Genomic DNA, 23,840 nt, shown 5'->3' on the forward strand with positions numbered 1-23,840 from the left:
CATGAAGAAACTCCTCGCGATCCTTGGCCTCGCGGCCCTAGCTGGAGCCGCCTGGGCGGGACCGACCGCCTCGGGCACCCTGGACCAGTTCACGCCGCCGGCCAGCGACCTGTCCGTGGAGTATCTGCGCGAGGTCTTCGGGAGCATCATCGGCTTCATACACAGCGGCTCGAACGTCGAGGGCGGGCGGCCAAGCGACGTGCTTGGCGCGATGATGAAGATCTTCAACAGCTCAATCCTGTTCCTCGGGATGATCTTCGTGGGCTACACGACGATCAAGGGGACCATCGATTCAGCCCATGACGGCGAGGTCCTGGGCCGGAAGATGTCATCAATCTGGGTACCGCTGCGAACGGTCGGAGGCACTGCCGTACTGTTGCCGCTCGGGTCCGGCTATTCCCTGATCCAGATCTTTATCCTATGGCTGGCATTGCAAGGTGTAGGCATCGGTGACGCGATCTGGAAGGCTGCGATTGACCAGATGAATCACGACAACATGATCAGCCGGCCGATGATCCCGGACTCCAGGCCCTTGGCGGCGAATATCCTGAAGTTCCAAGTATGTGCCGCGGCGATGAACAAGCAATTCGAGGAGTCGAATCGCAGCACGCGCATCGCCGCGGTGGCCGTGCCACAGTCCATCAACAACACCGGCGAGCTGCTAAATTATGACGTCTTCGATGCCGTGGCTCCCGTGGGCGCGTACACGACCATCAAAAATATCTCGAACGCCAAGTACAGCGTAGTCGATTACAAATGGCGCGCCAACGACAACACATACATGAACCCGGACGTATGCGGCGGCATCTCCTGGAAACAATCCTGGGAGGCGTCGGAAGGTAACAGCAACACCAAAGTGATCAAGGCTCCCATCCTGGCAGCGCACACCCAGGCAGTACAAAAGATGGTCGTTGCCTTGCGGCCGGTCGCGGCCCAGATCGTCGCGGGGCAAAAGCCGGCCCCGGGCGCGCTCGACGCTGCAGCGAACGACTACGAGAATGCCCTCCGTATGGCCGCGAAGGCCGCGGTCCAGAGCACGAACGACCGAGCGCGTAGCGACTTCATGAAAGGTGCCCGGGACAGCGGCTGGATCTTCGCCGGAACCTGGTACAACCACATCGTGAAGATGAACGACGTGATGCAGTCCACACTCAACTCACTACCGACATCCGAGCCGATCGACATCGCCGACAAGGAGACCAAGGAAGCGCTCATTACGTACCAGGACGCGATCGCCGCGGCCGACGAGTACACGAAGCATCGCGCCGATGGCGTGCGCAATGTCTACTACGCCGAAACCAATGTGCGTGCACCGCGGGAAGGCGAAGGTGCATGGGAGTACGTCAGAAAACTGATCTCGGCCCCGTTCATGGGCGCGATCAATCAGATGACCCAGGAAATCGCGGGCTCGAACCTGAACCACATGAGCCAGATGAAGTCTTTCGGTGACATCATTGTAGGCACCGGCGAGGCAATGCTGGGTACGCTATCGAGCGCGACCGGTGCTGCAAATTCACTGATCGCTAAAGGCACCGTGGGTTTAGGTTTCGACGTTGGAGCTGTCTTCGGATTTCTCTCCGGCTTCGTAACGACGCTGCTAATGCTCCTATTGGCATTCGGCGTCACGCTGTCGGCGTATGTGCCAATGATCCCCTCGATCACGTGGACCACGTCCGTGGTGAACTGGTTCGTCCTGGTGTTCGAGGCCGTCATCGCAGGCCCACTGTTTGGTATCGCCCACGTGCATCCGGACGGCGACGACGCGGTCGGCAAGGCCGGCCAGGGCTACATGATGATTCTCTCGCTGGTCATGCGTCCAGCACTGATGCTGTTCGGTCTGATCGGCGCAATGTTGCTAACGCAGCCGATCACCGGCATCGTCAATGTCATGTTCATGACCGTGGTCTCGGGCATCCAAGCAGATTCGCTGACCGGCATCGTGTCGTTTGTCGCGTTCGTGGCCATCTACGTGATCCTGATGACCTCCGTGGTGCACATCGTCTTCTCGCTGATTCACTGGATCCCAGACAACATTCTGCGCTGGCTCGGCTCTCACGCTGCAGGACTAGGTGACGCCGAAAGCAAAGGTGATCAAGGGCATGACGTGCTGGTGGGCGGAGTGCGCGAAATCAGGCATGGAGCTGGGGGCGGACTGGGAGGCAAGGGCAAGGCTGACACGCCGGCGGTTACATCAACTAGCCCTTCAAGTGCTGGGCCGTCGCCGAGCAATAAGGAACTGCTGGGCGACTAGCGTCGCCCCAATTTCAAGTAACGACCAGAGGAAAAATCCAGTTGATATCCCTGTTCCGCATATTTTCGGGTTCGAGCTTGATCAAGCAGCTTGGAGGCCTCGTTCGCTTTCAACAAGCGATGGTTCGGGTCGACCGCTTTCAGCGCGGCTCGCAGCTCGCGCACATATTCGGCGGCCACGCCTCTTTCGACCGTTTCAGTGAGAAGCTTGGACTGCAGATTAGTCGCAAACGCCTTCCATTCACTAACAGCTTGGTCAGCATCCGACCGAACAGCGCGTGCCCTTGCAAAACCAGCTCCCAACCCTGCAGAAAAATCGCTTCCCATAAGCCCTCCAAGTTCAACACTTCACCTGACACTACCATACTCAGTAAACGGGGACAACACAGCAATTTCCAGTTGCGTCAATGTGACCCAATTCCCCATTCTGCGTTCGAAGTCAATGTGACCTACGTGCTCGAGTCAAGACATTATCTGAGGGTGCTACAGCACGCTCAGATAATGTGCCCGGCGATGGGATCACGTAGTGATCGACGGGCATCTGAACACATTCTAGCCCTCTATGAGCACATCGATGATCCAGTCTGACAGACAAAAAGCTTACGACACCATCAGGAATGCGCGCGCCCTAAATAAGACCCTGAAACCAAGTACAGCTTCTTCGGCGTCGAAGGCTCAATACGCGCAAGAGTTCAAGCGCCTGGTGCAGAAATGCGATTCCAAGACTCCGGAAGGAATGTTCGAAGCCATGCGCTCCACCTCCAGCAAGCGAACATACTATAAGCGGCGCGCGGCAGTTCGTCATGTCATCCAGGAAGGACTAGTTCACATCCTCAAAGAGCAAGATCGGCAGCAGGCGGCCGGCGATACAGATGCATGGGTGTTGAGCATCAAGAAAATCGAGTTCATGATGGAATTACATGCCACGCTGGAACGACATGGCGATACATGCCCCGTCACGTCCCCTTCGAGAAAGCGGAGCAAAAGGCAGATGCTGCACAAGCTCCCGGATGACTTTCGGCAAAAGATGTATGGCTCCCTGTCAAACTCAAAGTATCGACTCGCGGTTCTTGTGGCCGCGCTCTCGGGTTGTCGCCCTCAGGAGCTTGAGTATGGAGTCAAGATGGCCGTAGCTAACGGAAGACTTACCTTAAACATAACCGGAGCGAAGGTGATTGAAGGTAGAGTTCAAGGCCAGGCATGGCGCGAGATCGAATACTCGATTACCGATGCCCATCCTTTGATCGCAGCGGCGATCGAGGAGCTTACGAGAAATAAGAACAACGAGATCCTTGTGTCTGTAGCAAGCAAGGATGCTTATACAGCCGCCCTTCGCAGAGTGGGACGAATGCTCTGGCCTCGCATGAAGTCAGAAGTCACAGGCTACTGCCTGCGGCATATGTTCGCATCTGACGGAAAAGCCGCACCATTGTCAATGGAGCAGCTGGCGATGGCACTCGGTCACTCGGTAACGCGCACACAAAGCTTGTACGGCCAAGCTCAGATATCGAAATCTCGCGGTAGCGGGATGCTGACTCCAACAAGCGTTCGGGCTGCAGCTCCTGTGCGACAGACCAAGACGGCGCACCCTGGATTGCAAGCTTCGCGACGCCCCTGAAGATAGAGGGTCACACTGACGCAGATCGATTTCTTAAATAGGGTCACATTGACGCAAGAAATGCGTAGCGTCGACGTACCTCAGTCACTTGAGTCAATGTGACCCAGCCAAACTGGGTCACATTGACTTTGCGGGCAAAAAGTCGCGTCAACGTGACCCAAACTACTTGTAAACGGGGAAGGGCTAGTTTATTGTGAACACCGAGCACGCATATGTGGCTGATGCCGCGATGGTGATGAACCAGGGAAAACCAGATCGCTATTTGGAGGACGATTTTCCTGTGACTTACCTAAAGGTCTTCGCGTGTTCTGAGCAGCGGATTCAACCGGTTGCAGCCGTTTGAATCCGCCTAACCAAAAAACAACCTGATATGGAGGAAGTTCATGGCTGTGCATAGTGTATCGTCCTGCGAAGTAGTCTCCAATGAAATTATCGAGGACATCATTGGCGAAATCGATGCTGATCTCGAATTTCAACCTCGCGCGTTTTCGCCAGTGTTCTGTGCGCTCAAAGCAGCAGTCAATGCGGTGGTGGCAGCTTGCCGTGACGCGGGTCCAGTTGACGAGGTAATTGCCGCTCAGCGAACGCATGTTGTGGCGGCAGGCTCGACGTGTGAGAAAGCGTTTGGACTCTTTGTTGAGAACATGTTGTCAGCTTCAGCTACTTAACGCGGAGCCATTGAGCGTCCAATTGGCTCTTCAGTCTTGGCCCCCTTGCGCATCGGTGCAAAACGCGACGGTCCCGGCCGCGAGCCGCTGTATGCGATGCTAACCTACTTGCGCCGCTTACGACCGCATTACCGACCACCAAATGCCTAAGCTCTTAGCACCCTTAAGTGGCCGGCCGACGCCGCCAGCGCATTGCCCCTCGCGTTCGATGCGGTAGTCAAGGCCGATCGACAAACTGGCGGCTTCGCTAACAAGCAGCAGATCGCCCTTGCCCTGATAAATAGATACTCAATGAACAGCGATACCGACATCGTCGAAACAGCCCCGGAATTGGAAATCTCTTGCTCACCTGCTGTCGCGCGCGCAGCCGTTGGCCTGGTGTCCATCAAGGACGAGATGGACGTGCTCGGCCGCTCCGCGGCCGGCAGCGCAATCGTCGGTCAGATCTTCTCCGAATGCCGGAGTTACAGGAGCATAGACCCTCATAGTTTCGCTGCGCAGGTTATCCCGTTCTACTGGTATGCCAGATCGAAGCGATCAACTGAGAGCTTCACTCCTCGTTACTTGGCGCTTGTACCGACGCCGACGGTTGTCGGTGACAGCTGGCGTTGGTCACCTAAGCACTTGAATCACAGTGAACAAGACAAGGTCATCGCGAAGGCCTTCAGCGCGTTTGCGGCGTCCAGCCCAGAACGAGTTGATTCAGAGTGCGCGCAGTACACGCATATCCGTCCGCTTGGCATTGTACTCGCGCACGAGGGAAAGAATCGCGTAGCCCTTTTCAAAGAACGTCAGCTCACGCACATCCCTGCAATAGTATGGGACGAAGAGTACGTAGAGCCTGAACGACTTCGTATATTCGAGCTTGCCGGGTCCTGCCTAGCCGTCCTTGACGGCCGCTTTGTCGAGCGGGTGGTTGCGCTGCACCTGGTGCGAGAGCTCATGGAGGCCTACGGTGTCGAAGTGGAGCATCGCTGGCCAGAGGACTTCGCTGAGCTCAAACAGGTACTGGACGATCTGGATGATTCGAGCAGGAAGTTACACTACCTGCCCTATGCTACCGATATGGATAAGCTGAACCTTGACGCAGCGTGCCTGAACACCGAGGTCGAAGCAACACTGCTCGATATACAGGCAGTGCGATTGCCGCCCTTGCAGGCTTTCCTATATGCCGGGATAGCACTCGTCGTACTGCTACTTGGCGTCGCGATGTGCGCTGGGCGATGGCCTAACCTGCAGCTGCTCCTGGCGACGGTGGGCGGGGGACTAGGCATGCTAGTTACGGTACCTGTACTTCCACTCGTGCAATGCAAAGTTCGTCATCTTAAGAAAAATGAGCGAATGAGGCAGTTTTTCGATCTACGTCACCACCGTACGCGTACGCAGCGGGGGGGGCGCAATCGACCCGAACTCCTGAAAGGCCTTGCTACGGCGGTTGCCAACCGTCCCATAGTACGCGCGAATTGGATACCTTAGCGCGCAGCAACCCAGCACGTGGGCGGTTACTCAGCGTGCCCAAGGCATATGCTTTCACCAACGGCCACCAAGCGGCGGCCGTGCTGCTCCTTGTTGAGCAGAGCAACGCTGCGCCAGATGCGCGCGATTGGCACGCCACTTTGCTGGGCAGCCTGCTCGATGGCCATCACAACTAGCTGAATTGGAACCTCGTTCAAAAAGTGCGCTACATGAGCCCGGAACTCGTCGAGCACGTCGCCACTCATCAGCGTGGCCAGTAGCATATCGGGCGTGAGCATTGCTCGGTAGCTAACGCTCGACGACTGTGCTGCCATCCACAGCCAGCGCTTGGTCCCCAGCGGCTCGAGTGTGTCGGGGTTCAGGCCTAAAACATGCACCAGATCTATCGGAAACAGCTCTCCATCGGCCAACGCCTGCGCTTGTTGACGCGTCAGGCCCAGCTCGGCGCAGCGAACAGCGATAGCAGTTTCGATGTCGGGTGAGGTCCTCATATATCCAGTATGCCATGCCCACGCTAGTTGGTTATTCAACTTAGAGCGCCTAACAAAACCCTCTAGTTGCTCCTCAGGCAACAGCCGAGCACACTGAGCCGTGCTGGCCGTCCGCTATCGGCCAGAAGCGGACGTCGATGCCCTGCAATGATTGGATAGCTTGGGCACCCGTAGAGGCGCTTACTGAGAGAATCAATGCAGCCATACCGACTTACATCACTTGTGAATCCCTCCGTCCTGGCGATGGCACTATTAACCGTACTTCCTGCCACCGCCGGCCTTGTTCCTGGTGCCTGTGGAGCTCGTGTGCTTAAATGGAAATGCGTCGGTAACCTAGACCTCGTCAGCCGAAAGAAACAACACGTATCCACTTCTATGACGATGACCGCACCGTAGTCGAAGTTCAGCAGACGACAACCCAACGCATGTTGGTCACGCCCGACGGAGTTTGGTACCAAGGTGTTCCGTCAGATCAAGCGCAGGGTCGCAACCCATTCCTGATGCTACCTGGGGCTGCACTTCTGCCGATCAGGCTGCTAGAAATTGCATTCCCAGATGGTCCTGATACCGTGCTGGAACAAGAAGCCACGCACGAACTCAATTTAGGTCGCAAGCGCATCAGTGTCAATGCAGTACGCTCCATTGACGGCACGGTCCGCTTTAAGGTCAGCGAACGCGGCCAGCAGTTGGCACACGGTACCTATCGTGCAGGCGAACTACCACCACCACCGGGTGGATTCGACCTCACACAGTGGACCCGCGGAAAACCACCTCAAATGCAACGTATCGAGCCTGTAAAGTAGGTAGGACTTCGTGCTGACTGCCTCGATCGTGAATCCCAGTATGTTGCAGTCGTCAGATAGTCCTCTCGGGTCGTTTGCGGTCACTGGGCGACAGGCAACTGTCGGCCAGAAGCGGTTGTTAGCCTAGTGAGAAAGTGCGTGTTTCTGCTGAAGGTAGAAGTGGCACGATCTCTACTGTTGACATGCAATTGAGCGCTCTGCGAATTCACTATGAGAAAACTACCTGATAGGACTGCATTGCTGCTTACGGGGCTTGTCGCGGCAGCGATTGCGTGGGGATTCTGGTACGTCACTGGAGTTTCCGCCTTCCAGATTTTGAGCGCTACGATAGTTGGCCTAGCCGTCGAAATCGACGCCTGCTGTCAATTCAATCTAAACTCGCGACTATCCATTTAATTCGCGACTCGCTCTTCCATGCGGGCAGCCGCTTCCTCCTGCTTTAGGCTGGCGCATATTCAGTCGCCACACCTTCTCTTGCATATCTGCTGCGATGGATTCTTCGCCCATGTACGGTCAACGACGACCGTTAGCTGCAACGCGTCGAACCACCGATCCCGTCCATTCCCGCCCGAAGTCAACTTTTGATGTTTTGCTTGTCATACTCGGCAGTTCAAGCCCAGCTATCGCAAAAACAGGATATACACAGCGTGTCGGAAAATTGATCGTGTCCAATCGATGTTCAGTAACTGACGCTATAAATATTGGATCGATATCGCGACAGCACAGCGCAATTCAAATTGCGAATGGACTGTCTAAGCGGTAAGCAACATTGTTATACAGAAATTTTTATAGAGAAAAAGTAACCCTTATTATTCCTAATATGCTAAGGGGGTAATTTTTATTTGCAGCTCACATTTTGTAGAAAATCTGTGAAACATGTGTAATATCGCAGCGTTGAATTTAATAAATCCGAGGCCAAATGTCACGTTTCGTTATCACTGCCATGTTTACCGGGGTTACGTTGGTGTTAGCAGCTTGTGGAGGTAGCGACGATTCGCCGAGCCTACCGATTCCACCACTCGCACAAAAAGAAACACTAATCGGAATCGCAAGCGAAGGGGCTCGGCTTCAATGGCTGGATGGGTCAACGGCTACAGGTGGAAAAGGGCAAACGATCAGCGGAGTTGAATGCCTGAAGAACGAAGACTATCACTTGCACTCACACCTTACTATTATTCACAACGGGGTAACGTTGCGTATCCCAAGGAACGTCGGGCTGACGGGATGCGCATATGAAGTTCACACGCACGGTTCTACCGGGGTAGTGCATATTGAGACTGACCGTGAGAAAAAGTTCACCTTAGGGCAATTTGCCGCGGTATGGGGCATGCCCTTCACCCGGGAAAATGTTGCCAATATCGTTTCTCGCGAAATCCGGTTTTTCGTCGTTGACGGCGCGATAGTTTCAGAACATCTTGGCGATCCAAGTAGCATTGGACTCACTCAGCACAGAAGTATAATCGTAACTATTGGAAATACGCCACTAGAACTCCCGCGATACAGCTGGCCAACGAACCTCTGACATCATAACCCCGTCACCCCTTGGAATAGGGCTCCGAAGGTCCCCTTGGATTAGGGCTTCGAAGGTCGCCACCTGGATGCTGACACTCTCTGCCTTAGTCCGGACACTCTCTATTCTACCAAAGCACGTGAACGAAGATAATATTTTCAGGCAACAGGCGATCGCCGCCGTTACTAACCGCTATGGAGCGCCGTCCGCAATCGTGGGGCTTCCGAGTTGGGCCCTTACCATTTTTTTATTTTCCCTGTTCGGCGGCGCTGCATTGTTTGTTGCTACCGCACGATACGCAAAAAAGGAAACTGTACAAGGGCTTGTTGTTCCAAGTCACGGCGTTGCTCGAATCGCGCCGCTGAAACCAGCAGTAATCAAAAAAGCTTTCGTTAACAGTGGAGATGAAGTCACTACGGCACAACCCCTATTCTTATTGACATATGACAGTGTGTTAGAAAATGGCGCGACGTTCGCAGATGAAATTGCTGATGTCGTCACAACTCAGGCAGGCTTCGTCGATAAGCAGGCGCAAATCAAGAGGCAACAGCTCGTCCAATCCCGTTTGCAGATCCGCGATCGTATCGCAGGTTTGCGAGTCGATCTTGAACAACTAGCAGAGCAACAAAAACTCCAAGCAGGCAGAATCCGAATACTTGAGGAGACGTCGACATCTTTAAAATCGCTACACGCACAGAATTACATCAGCCTGTTACAGGTTCGTCAACGAGAGGACGACCTCATGAAGGCGAAACTAGAACTCGTTCAAATCACCCAGAATATTGCTAAGGCCAGAAGCGCAATCAGTGCAGCAGAAATTCAGTTGCCGTCGGTTGAATATTCCCTGAACGAGAGCGAGGCAAATCATGGACTCAATAAAGCCCAGCTTGCGGAAAGGCGGCTCCAAACAATGTCCACTCAAGCCGTGCAAATAGTCGCGTCAAAACCTGGCCAAATAACCGGAATTAACGTGCGTGTAGGCGACTTAGTTTCTGCAGGGCAAACAATGGGATTTATCGTGCCGAACTCAGCGGAATCACTTCAACAGGTACATCTCTGGGTTCCCTCGAAGGCAATTGGCTTTGTTGAAAAAGGCGTGACCGCGCGCTTGATGCTGGACGCTTTCCCGTATCAGACTTTTGGAGTTGTGACGGGAACGGTCATTGAAGTATCGAGTGCTCCAATGATGCCCTCGGAGGTGCCTATGCCTATTAAGGAAGGCGAGCAGGTCTATAAAGTGGTGGTTGGGCTTAAATCGGAATCACTCACAGCATTCGGACGCAAATGGCAGCTATCGCCAGGGATGCGTTTGTCAGCAGATCTAGTCTTAATGGAGAGATCGCTTCTCGATTGGGTACTGGAGCCACTCACGGCTGCTACAAGAAGAAGCGGGTCGTGATTCTTTAACTTGATAGGAAAACTACATGCGCGCTCTACTCGAAAGTGAAATGAAGATAATCGTCGGCGGACACGACCCTGATAATCCTCCAGATGAAATAAACATTCCGCGAGTGATTATTGAAGGAAACCGTCCGCGGAACGATTATGATGCTAATATGTGGAATCTACTCATGAATCGCGCACTATACGTGCCGCCCGATATTAACTCCGATGATAATCATAATATCTGCTGGTTGAACACGTCGGACCCTTTCCTTAAACCTTCTCCTACCAACACTGATATTCATGCACTGCGCCAAACTGCATTGATGATTCAGGACTATATTAAGGGCCAGGACCCGACCGTCGAGTGGGGCGCGGTCATTGTCCGTGATCAATATGGCAATCTTAAGGTCGGAGAAGTTACCAGAGGTACAGCCGGTGAGGTCCAAATGGTTGCACAACTTGGTCCCGGAGACAAGATCGTAGCGACCGTGCACTCACATCCACACCGTACTGGTGAGGACCAGTCGCTGCCATCGACAATCGCGAGTAACGGTGCCAACCGCGACAGCGATGAAAAGAGTACGTTGCAAATTATCGCGAGTGGTCAGATGGATCCCAACGGTCTTATTTACATCATCGATAACGCTTCAAACCAGATGCATGAATATGACCCAAAAAACATCAGCTCTACGAACCGCAATAACATTACCAACGATCTAGACCAATACGGCGCTGGTTGCTACTATTAATTTGACGACGGTGGTACGCTACATGCGTGCCACTTTCATCGGAGATATCCATTTATGTGGGCACTTTTATTTCAGGCTATCACTGTTGTGACTCCAAGCGGCGACGAAGTCGCTTATCCTCAATCCGAGTCCTTGGTTTATGAGGCTAAATGTTTTGATCACACTATACAAACTATCGAAGAGAAAGGGAAGTTGACCCTCAAAGTCGCAGGCATAGCGCACGATCTCTCAGCGACCAAATTTTATAGCTCCTATGCGAACGGTAGTTACTTAGGACGTCTGGCGGTTTCCTGCATGCGGAACAAGACTGAATTCGATGTCAATTTTTTTGGCACCGAGATACCAGTTAGTGGAGTGATCAGGACAGCGACCGGATCGATCACTCTTAATATCCATGGAAAAATATTAGATGACATACCCGTAAAAGCTGTTGATGTAAACCTCTCGAATTTTATCAAAAACCGTCATAGTCTAGGGCGGATAAAATAATATAAACTGACCGGCTTACTTGAGTGTCAAGTAAGCCGCAAGGGGTTGTATATGCATTATCAGCAAGTTGAAGTAGCCGAATGTGGTTTGGTATGTATTGCGTACTCGGCGGCAAAACTTGGCGCTCAGCACGATCTAATAGAATTGCGGCGACGCTTCGAAATTTCAGGTCGCGGGCTTAATTTTCAACAGATTTCAGAAATCGCAGCAAGTTTGAACCTTCATGCTCGTGGAGTTCAATGTACCGTAGATGAGCTGCGGAACTTGGCGGTGCCCGCAGTTTTGCATTGGGGAATGAAGCATTTTGTCGTATTAACAAAAATCTCTAAGGATGCAGTACGCATCTTCGACCCTAGTAAGGGTGAGCTTACACTTAAATTCGACCAAGTGGCGGAATCCTTTACTGGTGTGGCGCTCGAAATTAGCCGCGCCCCAGGTTTTAAGCGGCGCAAAGAGCGAAGTCCTCTCTCTCTATTGTCCTGGATTCGCTTCGGCCCGGTACTTTATAAGGGTCTTGGACATGTAGCTATCATTTCATTACTGCTGCAATTGTATGTACTTGCGAGTCCTTTTTACATGCAGCTCGCGATGGACCAAGCTGCGCTTAAAGGTGATTTAAATCTCCTGGCAGTACTGGCCATTGGATTTGGCGCTTATGGTTTGTTTAATTCTTTCGCTCTCCTTTTGCGTGGGATTGTTACTCAACAAATATCTGCGTGGATGAGCTGGGACATGAGCCTTCGCCTATTTCGGCATATGATTCGGCTGCCACTTCCATGGTTCCAGAAACGCCGCCTAGCTGACTCGATTTCCAGATTTGATGCTATCAATCCCATTCGTGACTTAATATCAGCGTCACTGATTTCAACATTTGTCGACGGAGTTCTAGCAATATCGACATGCGTAATGATGTTAATTTTTTCACCTTGGTTGGCGTTGATCGCAATATTCGGCACAGCGATAAGCATTGCAATCTCTTTACTTAGCCTACCGAATTCGATTCGCATGGGTGGTGAGTCACTGAACGCCGAGATCGCGGAATCAGGTAAGCGCATTGAGATTCTCAGGGCAATTCAAACTGTAAAAACGATGTCAGCCGAGACCGTTCTCGAGCATCAATGGTCTAATAAATTCAATGAAGTTCTGCGAACGAATGTCGCAAACGGACGCTTCACAATTGCTGTAGCCTCTTTGCAGCAGGCGCTGCAGGTCATCATCATGACCAGTATCGTCTATTATGGAGCACGGCAGATTATTGACACGGCAATTACTGTGGGTCTGTTGTTTGCATTCATGTCGTACCAGTCACAGTTCAAAGCAGCCGCCAGCAGTTTAATGGCGCAAATTATTCAATGGAAGCTAACCGACATCTATTCACATCGTCTTGCCGATATTGTCCTAACGCCGATTGAGGAAGGTTCCGATCAAATCGATAGTGGTCTACGGCCCAAAGGATTAATTGAGGTAGAAAGTCTCTCATTCCGATATGGCCCTAGTGACCCTTGGGCGATCCGGAGCATAAGTTTGCGTATCAATCCAGGCGAATCGGTTGCCATCATAGGCCCTTCCGGGGTCGGAAAGAGTACGCTTCTAAAGTTGATGACGGGTCTGTATGCGCCAACAAATGGTGAAGTTCGAATTGATGGGCGTTCATTAGCTTCGTGGGGGCTGAAGTCAATTCGAAACAGTATTGGTGTGGTGTTGCAGGACGACGAGCTTCTTTCAGGAACAATCTTTGAAAATGTTACTTTCTTCTGCGCAGACTTTGACCGTGAGCTAGCGCTTAAGGTGCTAGATGCGGTCGGACTGAAGCACGAGATTATGGCATTACCGATGAAAGAGGATACTTTCGTGGGTGATATGGGTGGTGCACTGTCAGGGGGGCAAAAGCAGAGGCTTTTACTGGCCCGAGCGCTGTATAGAAAGCCTTCTATTCTCTTTTTGGACGAGGCAACATCGCATTTGGATGTAACCAACGAAGGTAAAGTCAATAATTTCTTGAGAGAACTGAAGATCACCCGGGTTATCGTGGCCCACCGTATTGAGACAATTCGGTCCGCCGATAAGATCTTCGACCTTGGCACCAGAACATTCATGTCGTCCGCTGCGTTCGCTGAACGCCTTAAGAATGTCGCGCATCCAACTCCGGGCCCAGAGGCTCCAAATATTTCCTATGCTCAAGAGTTCGTAGCGAGCTAGGCTTTTTTGTGGAAGCAATGAAGAATTGCGGTGCGTAGGCTAGTAACCAGCGCACCGGCGGACAGCAGTGGATCGCGGCTTCGATGCGCCTGCTGTCGATGGTGACGCGCGCCGGCGGCCCGATCGCCCGGGCGCTGGCCGACATGCGCGACGTGGTCTGGGAAAAAGGCCCGGTGCGCTGCGGCTACCTCACGCGCGAGGACGGCGTGCAGGCGCCGGTGTACCACGAGTGGCGGCGATCGCCTTCATGCTGCAGCGGGTGCTGATCCGGCGCGGCTTCCTCGACGCCTGGGGCAACCAGGTGCCCTTGGTGGAACTGGCGCGCCGCCACGCCGCGCGCCTGGATGGCGGCGCGCCCGAGGCCGAGCCGCAGCCGTCCACCACCTCGGGCGCCCTGCCTACTTTCAGCGGTTGCGAAAGGTCCGGAGTGCGGGGCCCGGGCGCTGCGCAAGGTCGACGGCTGCACCAGCTGCAACGAATGCCACTATGTGGGAGAGTGCGGCTGAGGCACACTGCGCAACTTGTTAACAACTGCGCGCCTAGCTGCATGACCTGTTTCGCACTGAAGCATATCCACGTCACCTTCGCACTCCTGTCCGGCCTGTTGTTCCTGGTACGCGGCATCTAGATGTTCGCCGGCTCGCAGCAGTTGCACAAGCGCTGGGGTGAAGGTGGTTCCGCAACATCGTCGACACGCTGCTGCTGGCAAGCGCCATCGGCCTGGCCGTGTGGAGCAGCCAGTACTCGGGCCAGCAGGCCTGGCAGACCGCCAAGGTGGCGGCGCTGGTGGGCTATATCGTGCTGGGCACAATCGCCTTGAAACGCGGCCGCACGCAGCAGGTGCGCGCCGCCGCCTTTGCCGGCGCGCTGGCCTGCTTCGCCTATATCGTCGCGGTGGCGGTCACGAAGAACCCGTCTCATGACAACCTCAGACAGCGCCGGTGTACGAGTCCTTGGGCGGGAGGTGGCTCAGATCTACTCCGTTCTCAATTACGCGATGCACGAGTTGCCAGCCGGAGTGCTCTGGAACCCGAACGCAGCGACCGACTCGCAATGTGCAGAGTTACTGGTCGATTTGCAACGTTTTGAAGAACTATCAAAACAGCTGGGTCTTTCGACGCAGGATTTCGTTGATGCTTGTCGTTGGCATCTCGAGCACTATCCTCACTACCGTTCGAGAGAGCGACACTTTGTCGACTACGCATCGTACTGCACTGATCGAGGCGGACCTCTGCGAGTTCCGTCACTCAACGATGTTGAGAAATTCCAGCGTTAAGGTCTGCTGTGGGTCGTCTGCAGACTGACCAGGTAGTCTGCTGCCGGCCAAAAGCGGAACTCGTATCCAGTTCGCTGCCAACTGTCTGCGCAGTTTGCCAACGCGGAGGTTACAATTCTGCTGGATACTTCTGAAGGTATGCTCACGGCCTTACTGATGGAATTCATATCTTCCTTTCCGCTTGGAAACTTCCTGTAAAGTTTGTTTGACGTAGTCCACAGCCGTTTGCGCTATTTTTCACTCCCCTTATCAATGAATTACGTTAGATCGTCAACCTTGAATCAATCTCTGTCATCAGATGGCCAGCCGCTTGACCACGTCACTTTGATGGTTCACCGTCAGAGTTTGGTTGACCAATTTAACGTCGCTACTGGCGAGCCAGGACCGGTTATTGAGGAGTTGCAGAAAGATTTTGTACAGGGCAAGATGCCCTATGAAGAAATGGTGTCCTATGTTCGTTTTTGTGAATACATGATTGATGCGGTCCAAAAACGCTTAAAGTAGATACATATGGTTCTCGATTTGCCCATGGCCGAGGTACCGGTGTGAATTTCCGCTCCGGGGTCGGATACGGTCTTTCGTAACAGTCCGCGATATTGTTTCCTGGTGACCCACTATGCTGAGCTCAACGGCCGGGTTTGGCCATAAGCAATCGTTCAGGTGAGCTACGTAGGCGACGCTGAAGCGTCAATCTTTACGATCAGTACTCCAATAGCCCTAGTCAATGCGTGCAGGGGCTTCGCCTCCGTAACCAAATTTAAGCCACCGGTTTCCCCAAGTTATAAGTGGTGGCGAAGCTCACTCACCACTGCAAGGTCGGCGCACGCCTCTTGCCCATCGTATAATCTCAGAGCAACCGAGAAGATTGCCCCGGCGCGCAGGCGCATTGATAGCGTTACTAAGGACATAGGCATGCGGCTAGCCGATTTCATCGATTCATGCATGGAGGATATCCTTGTAGAGTGGGACGCGTTTGCCGCGACTCGAACGCCGTCAGCTGCGAAGATGAGTGCAGTTGCGTTGCGTCACCACGCTCCGGATATTCTTCGCGCCATTTCCAAAGATCTTCGCCAGTTCCAAAGTGCCACGCGCCAGTCTATGAAGGCGCGAGGATTGATGATTGCGGCTTCAGACGCGCCTCACACGGCAGCCGAAATCCATGGAGCATTACGATCAAAAGCCGGGTTTTCAATGTCCCAGCTCGTCAGTGAGTACCGCGCCCTACGCGCAAGTGTTCTACAACTTTGGATGAACCACAATGAAGTACAGGGCGATGTCACGGTCGCTGATGACGTGACGCGCTTCAACGAGGCTGTTGACCAAGCTGTTGCTGAATCGGTAGATTTCTTCGGCCGGGAACTTTCCGAGGAGCGCATCGCACGTGAAGAAGTAGACCGAGCCCTGGCCTTCAATCGCGCGCGCCTCAACTATGCAAGCCGTCTTTCACATGTTGGCTTTTGGTACTGCAATTTGCCATTCGATGTCCTTGAGTGGGATGAGCAGGTCAAGCAGCACTTCTTCTTTGAGCCGGCCGCGCGGGTCACAATCGACGATTTCTACGACCGCATCCATCCAGAAGATCGTGAGCGCACCCGGTTAACCATTGCAGCGTCTATCGACGATCACCAAGTGTACGACATCGTTTATCGGACCAGGCACCCATCATCCGGTGAGGTGAAGTGGATACGTGCGCTGGGCGGCACAGATTACGCTAGCGACGGCAGTGCGATCCACTTTGATGGGATCACGGTGGATGTAACGAGTCAAAAGCTTGGCGAAGAGCGTTTGGTTGACAGCGAAGCGCGCCATCGCGGGGTGATTACAAATATGGGTGATGCGTTCACGCTGTTTGATCCAGACTTCAATATCGTCGAGGTTAACGATGCGGCCTGCCAGCTTCTTGATATGACACGCACAGAGCTGGTAGGCTTTAGCCACTGGCAGAAGTTCCCAGGAACATACGATTCCGATCTGGGGCGCATGTATCGACAAGTGCTCTTGGACGGGCAGTCGCAATCCCTCGAACATCATTATGTACTTGCAAGCGGCCGTGCAGGGTGGTTTGAAGTTCGTGCATTTAAAGTGGGGCTCGGCGTCGCAGTGCTCTACCGTAATGTTACGGAAAGACGCGAAATGATCGAGACCCTGACGAATGCCGACAAGCGCAAAGACGAATTTTTAGCAATGCTTGCCCACGAGCTTCGAAACCCTCTCGCCCCAATCACTACTGCAGGCGAAATTCTCACCCTTATCCCGAGAGCTGAGGCCCAGGTTACGACAGCGGCAGCAGTCATTCGCCGCCAGACTAAACATATGACACGGCTTATCGATGACCTGCTTGATGTCGCTCGCGTTACGCAAGGTCGGATTCAGCTTCAAAACGCCACTGTTGACATTGCCGAGGTCGTAGCCCAAGCTTTAGAAACCTGTGAATCACAGCTCCAAGCGAAACAGCAGCGCCTGACCGTGTCAATCGAGAAATCGGGACCACTGTATGTTAGAGGTGATGGTGCACGTCTTGTGCAATGCGTCGGCAACATTCTTTCAAACGCAATTAAGTACACCGATCCAAAAGGCGAGATCAGGATCAGTGTTCGGGGTGTAGACGACGTTGTCGCTATTGAAGTGTCCGACTCAGGCAGTGGAATTTCTGCCGAGTTGCTACCGCAGGTTTTCGAGCTCTTTGTGCAAAGCCATCGTACGCTTGACCGTTCTCAGGGCGGCTTGGGGGTGGGGCTTGCGATCGTAAGGAGGCTAATTGACATGCATGGTGGTCAGGTGCAGGCGTTTAGCCGAGGCGAGGGGGCAGGTTCCAGGTTTGAGATCCTACTGCCTCGCATTACTGCTTTATCAGCGGGTGCCGAGGAGCCAAAAGCCGTCAAAGCAGTCCCCCAGCGCATCCTGATTGTCGATGACAATGTAGATGCGGCGGTAAGTCTTCTTGCTCTCCTGGAGATACAGGGGCACACGCTCATGGCCGTTCATAGTGCTGGTGAAGCGCTTGCCGGCGTCGAGAGCTTCAAGCCCGATATCATGCTGATTGACATCGGCCTGCCTGACATGGACGGCTATGCATTGGTCGAGCAACTTGGAAAGTCGCCTCTGGGCAAAAAATCGCGGAAGATTGCAGTGACAGGATATGGGCAAGCCGAGGACAAGCAGCGTGCGCTGGACGTTGGGTTCGATGAGCACTTAGTCAAGCCAGTCGCTATCCATTCACTAGAGCGAGCAATTGCTGGGCTCACCTAGTCTTACAAACCGAGATTTGTGACTCTGGCTTTTGAATAAAGAACACGGCTCATGTGGTACAGCAGGGCTGTCGAATGCCCCATTCGACAGCGAACCCAGTCTTAAGCCGGTTTCTCGTTCCACCGCACTTTGAACCTTAGGTCTGCTATGGGTCGGAAGCGGACGCTGCCAAGGTCTGCAACCGGCGAATAGCGACCCCTCTCCCTGCAACGCACGCTATACAGACGGTCTGATTTGGATGGTGATTGCGACAAAGGTGCAACTCCCAAGTCATGCATAGCAGATGTGTGGGCCTTTGGATGAGTTGTACGGTGATAGAGCGAATAGATTGCCGCATCAGACGAAAGGCGTACCTTGACTTTCTACGTCCGTGCCACCGTCTGGCTGTCGAGGTATCCATACCGTAAACCGACTACCCTTGCCTAAACCTTCACTAGAACATGCAACCGATCCTCCATGCATTTCGACAAGGTTTTTTACCAGAGCTAAGCCTAAGCCTAAGCCGCCTGTCGATCGGTCGGGAGTCGGCTCTACTTGAGCAAACAATTCAAACGCATGCGGGATGAAATCAGGGGGCATGCCGACGCCGTTGTCGTCGACTGTAATTACAACATTACCGTTCTGCAACTGCAGCCCCAGCTTCAAGTTGCCGGCTGCCGGTGTGTATTTTGCAGCATTCGTCAAGAGGTTAGTGACGATCTGAACTAGACGCTTTTCGTCTGCCATTACGGTCGTTGGTCGGGGCGGGCCCGTCACTTCTAGCTGATGACCTTTGGCTTGGATCATTGGCGTTACCTGCTCTACAGCGCTGTCGACAACTGCCCGGATGTCGACTGGTTCCAATGTCACTGCGACTAAACCCCGAGTGACACGTGAAAGGTCTAATAGGTCGTCAATTAGACTAGCCATGTGCGATGCCTGTCGGGCAATTACACTAGCGGCGTTGTCGATGGCCTTTTCGTTCCCTTTCGCCTTCTTCAGTATAGCGGACGCCATAGTGATAGGTGCGAGCGGGTTTCGCAACTCGTGTCCGAGCATTGCTAGGAAATGGTTTCGGCGTTCCTGCTCAGTTGCTTGAGCCTTACGTTGCGCGGTTGCAAAACTAAATACTGAGCCAGCAACAAGCTGATCAATTGCCTCGTTGAATCGGATAACGTCGTCAATATCAGTGACACTGGGAGCCGAATTAGCGTTTCGCCATAGTCGGAGCACGCTCGTCCGCAAAGCACGATACTCCGAGAAAAGTTGCTCCATTGTAAATTTTGATTCCAGACGTCCGATGCCATGTTCTGCTGCTGAGTCTTGTCCGTTTCGACTCGATAAGCCATGTGACTTGGCAAGTTCTTGTTCGACCGACTGCAGAGTTTGTAAATCTGCTGCAATGAACTTCAACATCAACGCGGCATGGTCGCGCAAATCTAAGTCGTCCATGTTGCTTGCGGCTGGCCGAAGTGTGCGCGCAAAGTTCTCCCACTCTTGAAGAATTATTTCTAAGTCAGAAATGATAAAGTCTGCAAGGCGCAAGGAGTACTCCCAAAGGATCTTCTAACTATTTTAACTTTGACTTCGATGAGATGAGGACACGTTTCGACTTGTTAACGCTGATACACGACGGGGCATGAATGAATGTCGGCTTTGGGTCGGTTGTTGCCCGTCGTGACAGTCCGCGATTTTTCTGCCTTGGCGAACTGCTATGCTGAGCTGGACGGTGGCTTTCGGCTAAGAGCGGACGCCATGGTAAGTCTCGGCCTGGGAGCGCATATGTCGACACACACGAAGCTGGTTATCGCCAACGTGCTGATGATCATCGGGGCAATTCCCTTGGTGTTCTTTGTTGTTTGGCTCGTCGGCATCGTCACCTGGACATCCCAGCACGGAGCAATCGTCCCGATACTGGATCCGATCGGCATGATTGGACCGTTCATTGTGGGCTTCATCATTACGGCCACGGTTGCAGGGACAAGTGCAGCTTGGTCATGGGATTTGATACGGGCGAACCCGCAAGCCGATCGCGCATAGCTCTAGTACTGCGGCTGATGACAGTGGGAGTCCTGATCAGCCCGTTCGCAGTGCTATTCCTATCGAAGTTTCTCTAAACGTATCGACGTCTGCTTCGGTCGATTTTAGTCGCAGCAGCCTACCTGCTCAAAACGAGCTGACTCTGCACGATGGCGGCATAACCCCGATGCTTTATCGCCTACGGCCGTAGAATACCGTCGGCGCAACTTGCCTAGTGAGCTGCGATGGGTTCATCGTTCATGGTAGGGTGCGACTTCAACCTTAGGGACTAAACAGAATGCACGACCTATCTAAATATTCGCTGGCTCAGCTTCGCGCCCTTGAAGTACAAGTAATCGATGAGTTGAAAACTCAACACTTCCTGAGTATTAGCAAGGCACGCGAGCAAATTCTTCACATCGCTAGGAGCGCCGGACTGTCCGAAAAGCAGCTTCGCGCTGTCAAAGTCCCTAAAGCGCCGAAACAAGGGGTCGTGCAGGTCAAGTACCGTAACCCCGAAGATCCGAACCAGCAGTGGAGTGGTCGAGGGCGGCAGCCGGCCTGGGTCAAGGCGTGGATCGCGTCTGGACGGTCCCTAGAGGAAGCTAAAGCGTAGTCAAGGCTGCGGCAGCCGAAGTAGATAGTGAGCTATGTCTGCAAACGGCCAAGAGCTGACTCTCGGCCAACATGTATCTGCAATATGGAGAATCTCGTGCCAAGCGCAGAAATAAATGAAATGACGCAGCTCGAGTGGCGCGAACTCGGCTACTTCTATGATCGGGATGACGCAGTAAAAGAGTGGAGGCTGATGGGTTCCAAAGCTGGCCTTCGGAATTTTTCTAATGCTTTACAAGCATATGCCATCGACCCGCGGAACGAACAGGTCTCCGAGCATGAGCATTTCGGCCCCTACAGATATCTTGAGGTCGGTACCTGGACCATTCCAGAGATCACGGAACACTGGATTGCTGGTCCGCTAAGCGAAATCTACAGACTTGGACTTACTATCCAGGCGCGGATCGATAGCGTGCCAATTGGTGATCGCATTCGGCTTCGGGCTACTTTTGCGCCGTTATCACCGTATGAGCTTGTGCTTGAGGTGCAAGCTGATTCATTTGACCCAGCCAAGGCCGATCCGCATTGCTGGTAGAACGTCGGTTGTTCACAGCCTATCGACCGTTGACCTCCCCAGGATGTCGTTCGTCAATGTCCGCTCTTGGTCAGTTGCCCTTCGTGACAGTCCGCGATTTTCTGCCCCTATTGACATGCTATCCTGAGCAGGACGGCCGGTTTCGGCCAAAAGCGGACATTCGCCTTAGAGTTTCTGAATGTGCTGTTTTATTGCTTTTTGTGCTTGTTCGTTTCGTTCGCTGTAACGATCAGTGAGATAGTCACTACGGCCACGCATTATTAATGTGATTTTGAATAGCTCTTCCATCACATCAACCACACGATCGTAATAGGCTGAAGGGCGCATGCGTCCTTCGTCGTCGAACTCCTTGTATGCCATCGGCACTGAGGACTGGTTCGGGATTGTGAACATGCGCATCCATCGTCCAAGGAGGCGCAGGGTATTCACCACATTGAACGACTGCGACCCGCCGCACACCTGCATGACCGCCAGCGTGCGGCCCTGGCTTGGACGTATCGATCCCATTTCCAAGGGCACCCAGTCAATCTGGTTTTTCAATACCGCCGTGATGGCGCCGTGTCGCTCCGGGCTACACCACACCTGTCCTTCCGACCAAAGGAACAGCTCGCGCAGCTCAGCTACTTTCGGATGTGTTTCGGACACGCTGCCAACCATGGGAAGATCCATCGGATCGAAGATCCTTACCTCGGCACCGAAGTGTTCCAGAATGCGCGCTGCTTCATAGGTAAGAAAGCGGCTGAAGGACCGTTCGCGTAACGAGCCGTACAGCATTAGGATGCGCGGTGGGTGCGATAGGTTGCCCGTAGGCGTCAGCTTGTCGGCGCTGGGAATATCAAGCAATTCAGGCTTGATGTTGGGTAAGTCAGGAATGGCCATAAATCAGTAAGTAGTGCGTTGATTGGCGAAGTCACTCGGTGCGACTGTCCCGCCGACTGTGGCATTCGCAGGTGGCGCCGGATATAACCAAGTGAAGAGCAAGGTCGCGGCAACGGCGCCAGCAAGCTGGGCCAGGATGAAACCGGGTGCATCGACCGGACGGATGCCGGCAAAGGTGTCGCTGGCGGCACGCGCCAGGGTGACGGCCGGATTGGCAAACGAAGTCGACGCCGTGAACCAGTAGGCGGCCGTGATATAGGAAGCTACGGCAAACGGAGTGATGCTCGGACGGCTCCGGGAGCAGCCAATGATCACGCCAATCAGTCCAAACGTGGCGACGAATTCACTCCACCATTGCGAGCCACCGGTACGTACGTGTTCGGATGCGAAGAAAAGCTGTTCACCGAACATTGCATGGGCCGTGGCCACGCCGGCAAATGCGCCGCCGATTTGCACCGCCAAGTAGGGCACGATGTCCGCAGTTGCGATGTTCTTCTGCCACCCTTCGGAGAGCGTTACCACCGGATTAAAATGGGCGCCAGAAATTGTACCGAACATCAGTATCAACGCCACTAAGCCAGCTCCAGTGGCAATTGTGTTGGCCAGCAGTGCAATGGCGACATTGCCGCCCGCAAGGCGTTCGGCCATGATCCCCGAACCCACCACCACCGCCAGCAGCAGGGCCGTGCCCACGCCTTCGGCCACCAATCGTCGTGCGAACGTCATGCCGTTCTCCTTAGTCCGGGATAGTGCCGATGCGATCCAATTCCGGTTTCAGCCGGGCCTGATCATTCTTCAGCTCGTCAAGCGGCAAGGCTAGAAATGCCTCGATGCGCGCACGCAAAGTGCGATACGCCTGCTCGAATGCGACGTTGATCTCTTCCTCTGTGCCGACGACATGGCTTGGGTCTTCTACACCCCAGTGCGTACGCAGTACCCGACCAAGATAGGCCGGGCAGGTTTCGCCAGCCGCACTTGCGCAGACAGTGACGACTACGTCTGGCGTGACAGGTAGGTTGTCCCAGGATTTGCTGTAGTAGCCCTCGGTAGAGATGCTTTTGCTCGCCAGCAGGGCAAGCGCCTTATCGTTCAGCTTTCCGGCCGGCTGACTGCCTGCGCTTATTGCATGCCAGCCTGCAGGAGCAAGGTGGTTGAAAACCGCTTCACTGATGAGCGAGCGGCAAGAGTTACCAGTGCAGAGGAAAAGTATGTTCACGGAAAGCCTTTAGCAAAAAAATAAATCAGTTTATGACGCCGAAAACAGCGCTATTGCGGGAGGCGCTGCTACTCGGCGCACAAGGATTGCCGCCGCAGCAATTTTCGGTAAGGAAGCCTAGCAAGGCGTTCATGGTGTCGAAATTTGCGGAGTAGATGATGAAACGGCCGTCCTGACGTGGGACCACCAGACCAGCATGCGATAGCTCTTTAAGGTGAAAAGAAAGCGAGGACGGCGGCACGTCGAGCAGTTCGGCGATCTTGGTTGCTGGCAGCCCGGCCGGGCCTGCTTGGACAAGCAGACGGTATGCGGCGAGCCGCGACTCCTGGGCCAGTGCAGCCAAGGCAGTGATTGCCGGTTTGGTGTCCATGACGTTTTGCCCCTATATTTGATATTTCTAGTATATTCGAATTGATCTTGTCGCAGCAAGCTG

The 23,840-nt window shown here is 53.6% G+C and carries 24 protein-coding genes; 17 read left to right on the forward strand and 7 right to left on the reverse strand.

The window, feature by feature from the left end:
* Position 1 precedes the first annotated feature (1 nt).
* Positions 2-2,251 (forward strand): DotA/TraY family protein, encoded by a 2,250-nt coding sequence (locus AC3XQU_RS01520; RefSeq protein WP_489872362.1) that lies wholly within the window; start codon positions 2-4, stop codon positions 2,249-2,251.
* Here the strand turns inward: AC3XQU_RS01520 and AC3XQU_RS01525 are convergent.
* The gene (locus AC3XQU_RS01525; RefSeq protein WP_489872363.1) at positions 2,248-2,577 is read right to left on the reverse strand and encodes a hypothetical protein; all 330 of its coding nucleotides are present in this window, start codon (positions 2,575-2,577) and stop codon (positions 2,248-2,250) included. The two genes, AC3XQU_RS01520 and AC3XQU_RS01525, sit on opposite strands and share 4 nt — an antisense overlap.
* A gap of 247 nt (positions 2,578-2,824) precedes the next feature.
* Here AC3XQU_RS01525 and AC3XQU_RS01530 point away from each other — a divergent pair, with 247 nt between their 5' ends.
* From AC3XQU_RS01530 to AC3XQU_RS01540, 3 genes are all read left to right on the forward strand, one after another.
* The gene (locus AC3XQU_RS01530; protein WP_489872364.1) at positions 2,825-3,868 is read left to right on the forward strand and encodes a site-specific integrase; all 1,044 of its coding nucleotides are present in this window, start codon (positions 2,825-2,827) and stop codon (positions 3,866-3,868) included.
* 383 nt (positions 3,869-4,251) lie between these two features.
* The gene (locus AC3XQU_RS01535) at positions 4,252-4,536 is read left to right on the forward strand and encodes a hypothetical protein (protein WP_489872365.1); all 285 of its coding nucleotides are present in this window, start codon (positions 4,252-4,254) and stop codon (positions 4,534-4,536) included.
* Positions 4,537-4,827: 291 nt separating this feature from the next.
* Positions 4,828-6,012 (forward strand): hypothetical protein, encoded by a 1,185-nt coding sequence (locus AC3XQU_RS01540; RefSeq protein ID WP_489872366.1) that lies wholly within the window; start codon positions 4,828-4,830, stop codon positions 6,010-6,012.
* 26 nt (positions 6,013-6,038) lie between these two features.
* Here AC3XQU_RS01540 and AC3XQU_RS01545 read toward each other — a convergent pair whose 3' ends face one another.
* The gene (locus AC3XQU_RS01545; RefSeq protein WP_489872367.1) at positions 6,039-6,503 is read right to left on the reverse strand and encodes a hypothetical protein; all 465 of its coding nucleotides are present in this window, start codon (positions 6,501-6,503) and stop codon (positions 6,039-6,041) included.
* A 425-nt stretch (positions 6,504-6,928) separates the two neighbouring features.
* Here AC3XQU_RS01545 and AC3XQU_RS01550 point away from each other — a divergent pair, with 425 nt between their 5' ends.
* The 10 genes from AC3XQU_RS01550 to AC3XQU_RS01595 all read left to right on the forward strand — a co-directional run bounded on the left by AC3XQU_RS01550 (position 6,929) and on the right by AC3XQU_RS01595 (position 18,164).
* On the forward strand, positions 6,929-7,306 hold the full coding sequence (locus AC3XQU_RS01550; RefSeq protein WP_489872368.1) for a hypothetical protein: 378 nt from the start codon (positions 6,929-6,931) through the stop codon (positions 7,304-7,306).
* 1,649 nt (positions 7,307-8,955) lie between these two features.
* Positions 8,956-10,215, forward strand: coding sequence for a beta-barrel domain-containing protein (locus AC3XQU_RS01555; RefSeq protein WP_489872369.1), 1,260 nt, complete (start codon positions 8,956-8,958; stop codon positions 10,213-10,215).
* Positions 10,216-10,240: 25 nt separating this feature from the next.
* Positions 10,241-10,951 (forward strand): hypothetical protein, encoded by a 711-nt coding sequence (locus AC3XQU_RS01560; RefSeq protein ID WP_489872370.1) that lies wholly within the window; start codon positions 10,241-10,243, stop codon positions 10,949-10,951.
* Positions 10,952-11,005: 54 nt separating this feature from the next.
* Positions 11,006-11,440: a hypothetical protein gene (locus AC3XQU_RS01565; RefSeq protein WP_489872371.1), complete on the forward strand. Its 435-nt coding sequence runs from the start codon at positions 11,006-11,008 to the stop codon at positions 11,438-11,440.
* Between the two features lie 51 nt (positions 11,441-11,491).
* Positions 11,492-13,639 carry a peptidase domain-containing ABC transporter gene (locus AC3XQU_RS01570; protein WP_489872372.1) on the forward strand — a complete coding sequence of 716 codons (2,148 nt, stop codon included), beginning with the start codon at positions 11,492-11,494 and terminating at the stop codon, positions 13,637-13,639.
* 83 nt (positions 13,640-13,722) lie between these two features.
* Positions 13,723-13,905 carry a hypothetical protein gene (locus tag AC3XQU_RS01575; RefSeq protein ID WP_489872373.1) on the forward strand — a complete coding sequence of 61 codons (183 nt, stop codon included), beginning with the start codon at positions 13,723-13,725 and terminating at the stop codon, positions 13,903-13,905.
* Complete coding sequence (locus AC3XQU_RS01580) at positions 13,869-14,267, forward strand: hypothetical protein (RefSeq protein WP_489872374.1); 399 nt, start codon at positions 13,869-13,871, stop codon at positions 14,265-14,267. Before AC3XQU_RS01575 ends, AC3XQU_RS01580 begins: the two co-directional genes overlap by 37 nt.
* A gap of 98 nt (positions 14,268-14,365) precedes the next feature.
* Positions 14,366-14,728: a SirB2 family protein gene (locus tag AC3XQU_RS01585; RefSeq protein WP_489872375.1), complete on the forward strand. Its 363-nt coding sequence runs from the start codon at positions 14,366-14,368 to the stop codon at positions 14,726-14,728.
* Positions 14,729-15,191: 463 nt separating this feature from the next.
* Complete coding sequence (locus AC3XQU_RS01590) at positions 15,192-15,419, forward strand: hypothetical protein (protein WP_489872376.1); 228 nt, start codon at positions 15,192-15,194, stop codon at positions 15,417-15,419.
* 408 nt (positions 15,420-15,827) lie between these two features.
* On the forward strand, positions 15,828-18,164 hold the full coding sequence (locus AC3XQU_RS01595) for an ATP-binding protein (RefSeq protein ID WP_489872377.1): 2,337 nt from the start codon (positions 15,828-15,830) through the stop codon (positions 18,162-18,164).
* A 336-nt stretch (positions 18,165-18,500) separates the two neighbouring features.
* On the opposite strand, the gene AC3XQU_RS01600 is transcribed toward AC3XQU_RS01595, so the two are convergent.
* The gene (locus tag AC3XQU_RS01600) at positions 18,501-19,688 is read right to left on the reverse strand and encodes a sensor histidine kinase (protein WP_489872378.1); all 1,188 of its coding nucleotides are present in this window, start codon (positions 19,686-19,688) and stop codon (positions 18,501-18,503) included.
* 237 nt (positions 19,689-19,925) lie between these two features.
* Here AC3XQU_RS01600 and AC3XQU_RS01605 point away from each other — a divergent pair, with 237 nt between their 5' ends.
* From AC3XQU_RS01605 to AC3XQU_RS01615, 3 genes are all read left to right on the forward strand, one after another.
* Positions 19,926-20,183: a hypothetical protein gene (locus AC3XQU_RS01605; protein ID WP_489872379.1), complete on the forward strand. Its 258-nt coding sequence runs from the start codon at positions 19,926-19,928 to the stop codon at positions 20,181-20,183.
* A 277-nt stretch (positions 20,184-20,460) separates the two neighbouring features.
* Positions 20,461-20,778 carry an H-NS histone family protein gene (locus AC3XQU_RS01610; RefSeq protein ID WP_489872380.1) on the forward strand — a complete coding sequence of 106 codons (318 nt, stop codon included), beginning with the start codon at positions 20,461-20,463 and terminating at the stop codon, positions 20,776-20,778.
* Between the two features lie 96 nt (positions 20,779-20,874).
* Positions 20,875-21,312, forward strand: a complete 438-nt coding sequence (locus AC3XQU_RS01615; protein ID WP_489872381.1) for a hypothetical protein — start codon at positions 20,875-20,877, stop codon at positions 21,310-21,312.
* A 165-nt stretch (positions 21,313-21,477) separates the two neighbouring features.
* Here the strand turns inward: AC3XQU_RS01615 and arsH are convergent, their stop codons facing one another.
* From arsH to AC3XQU_RS01635, 4 genes are read right to left on the reverse strand one after another with little or no spacing between them, the layout of a single operon-like run.
* The gene (gene arsH / locus AC3XQU_RS01620) at positions 21,478-22,191 is read right to left on the reverse strand and encodes an arsenical resistance protein ArsH (RefSeq protein WP_489872382.1); all 714 of its coding nucleotides are present in this window, start codon (positions 22,189-22,191) and stop codon (positions 21,478-21,480) included.
* Between the two features lie 3 nt (positions 22,192-22,194).
* Positions 22,195-22,917, reverse strand: a complete 723-nt coding sequence (locus AC3XQU_RS01625; protein ID WP_489872383.1) for an aquaporin — start codon at positions 22,915-22,917, stop codon at positions 22,195-22,197.
* 10 nt (positions 22,918-22,927) lie between these two features.
* Positions 22,928-23,407: an arsenate reductase ArsC gene (locus tag AC3XQU_RS01630; protein WP_489872384.1), complete on the reverse strand. Its 480-nt coding sequence runs from the start codon at positions 23,405-23,407 to the stop codon at positions 22,928-22,930.
* Positions 23,408-23,432: 25 nt separating this feature from the next.
* Positions 23,433-23,777, reverse strand: coding sequence for an ArsR/SmtB family transcription factor (locus AC3XQU_RS01635; RefSeq protein ID WP_489872385.1), 345 nt, complete (start codon positions 23,775-23,777; stop codon positions 23,433-23,435).
* Between the last annotated feature and the right edge of the window lie 63 nt (positions 23,778-23,840).

The sequence above is a fragment of the Telluria sp. AZSoR62 genome (assembly GCF_058111565.1).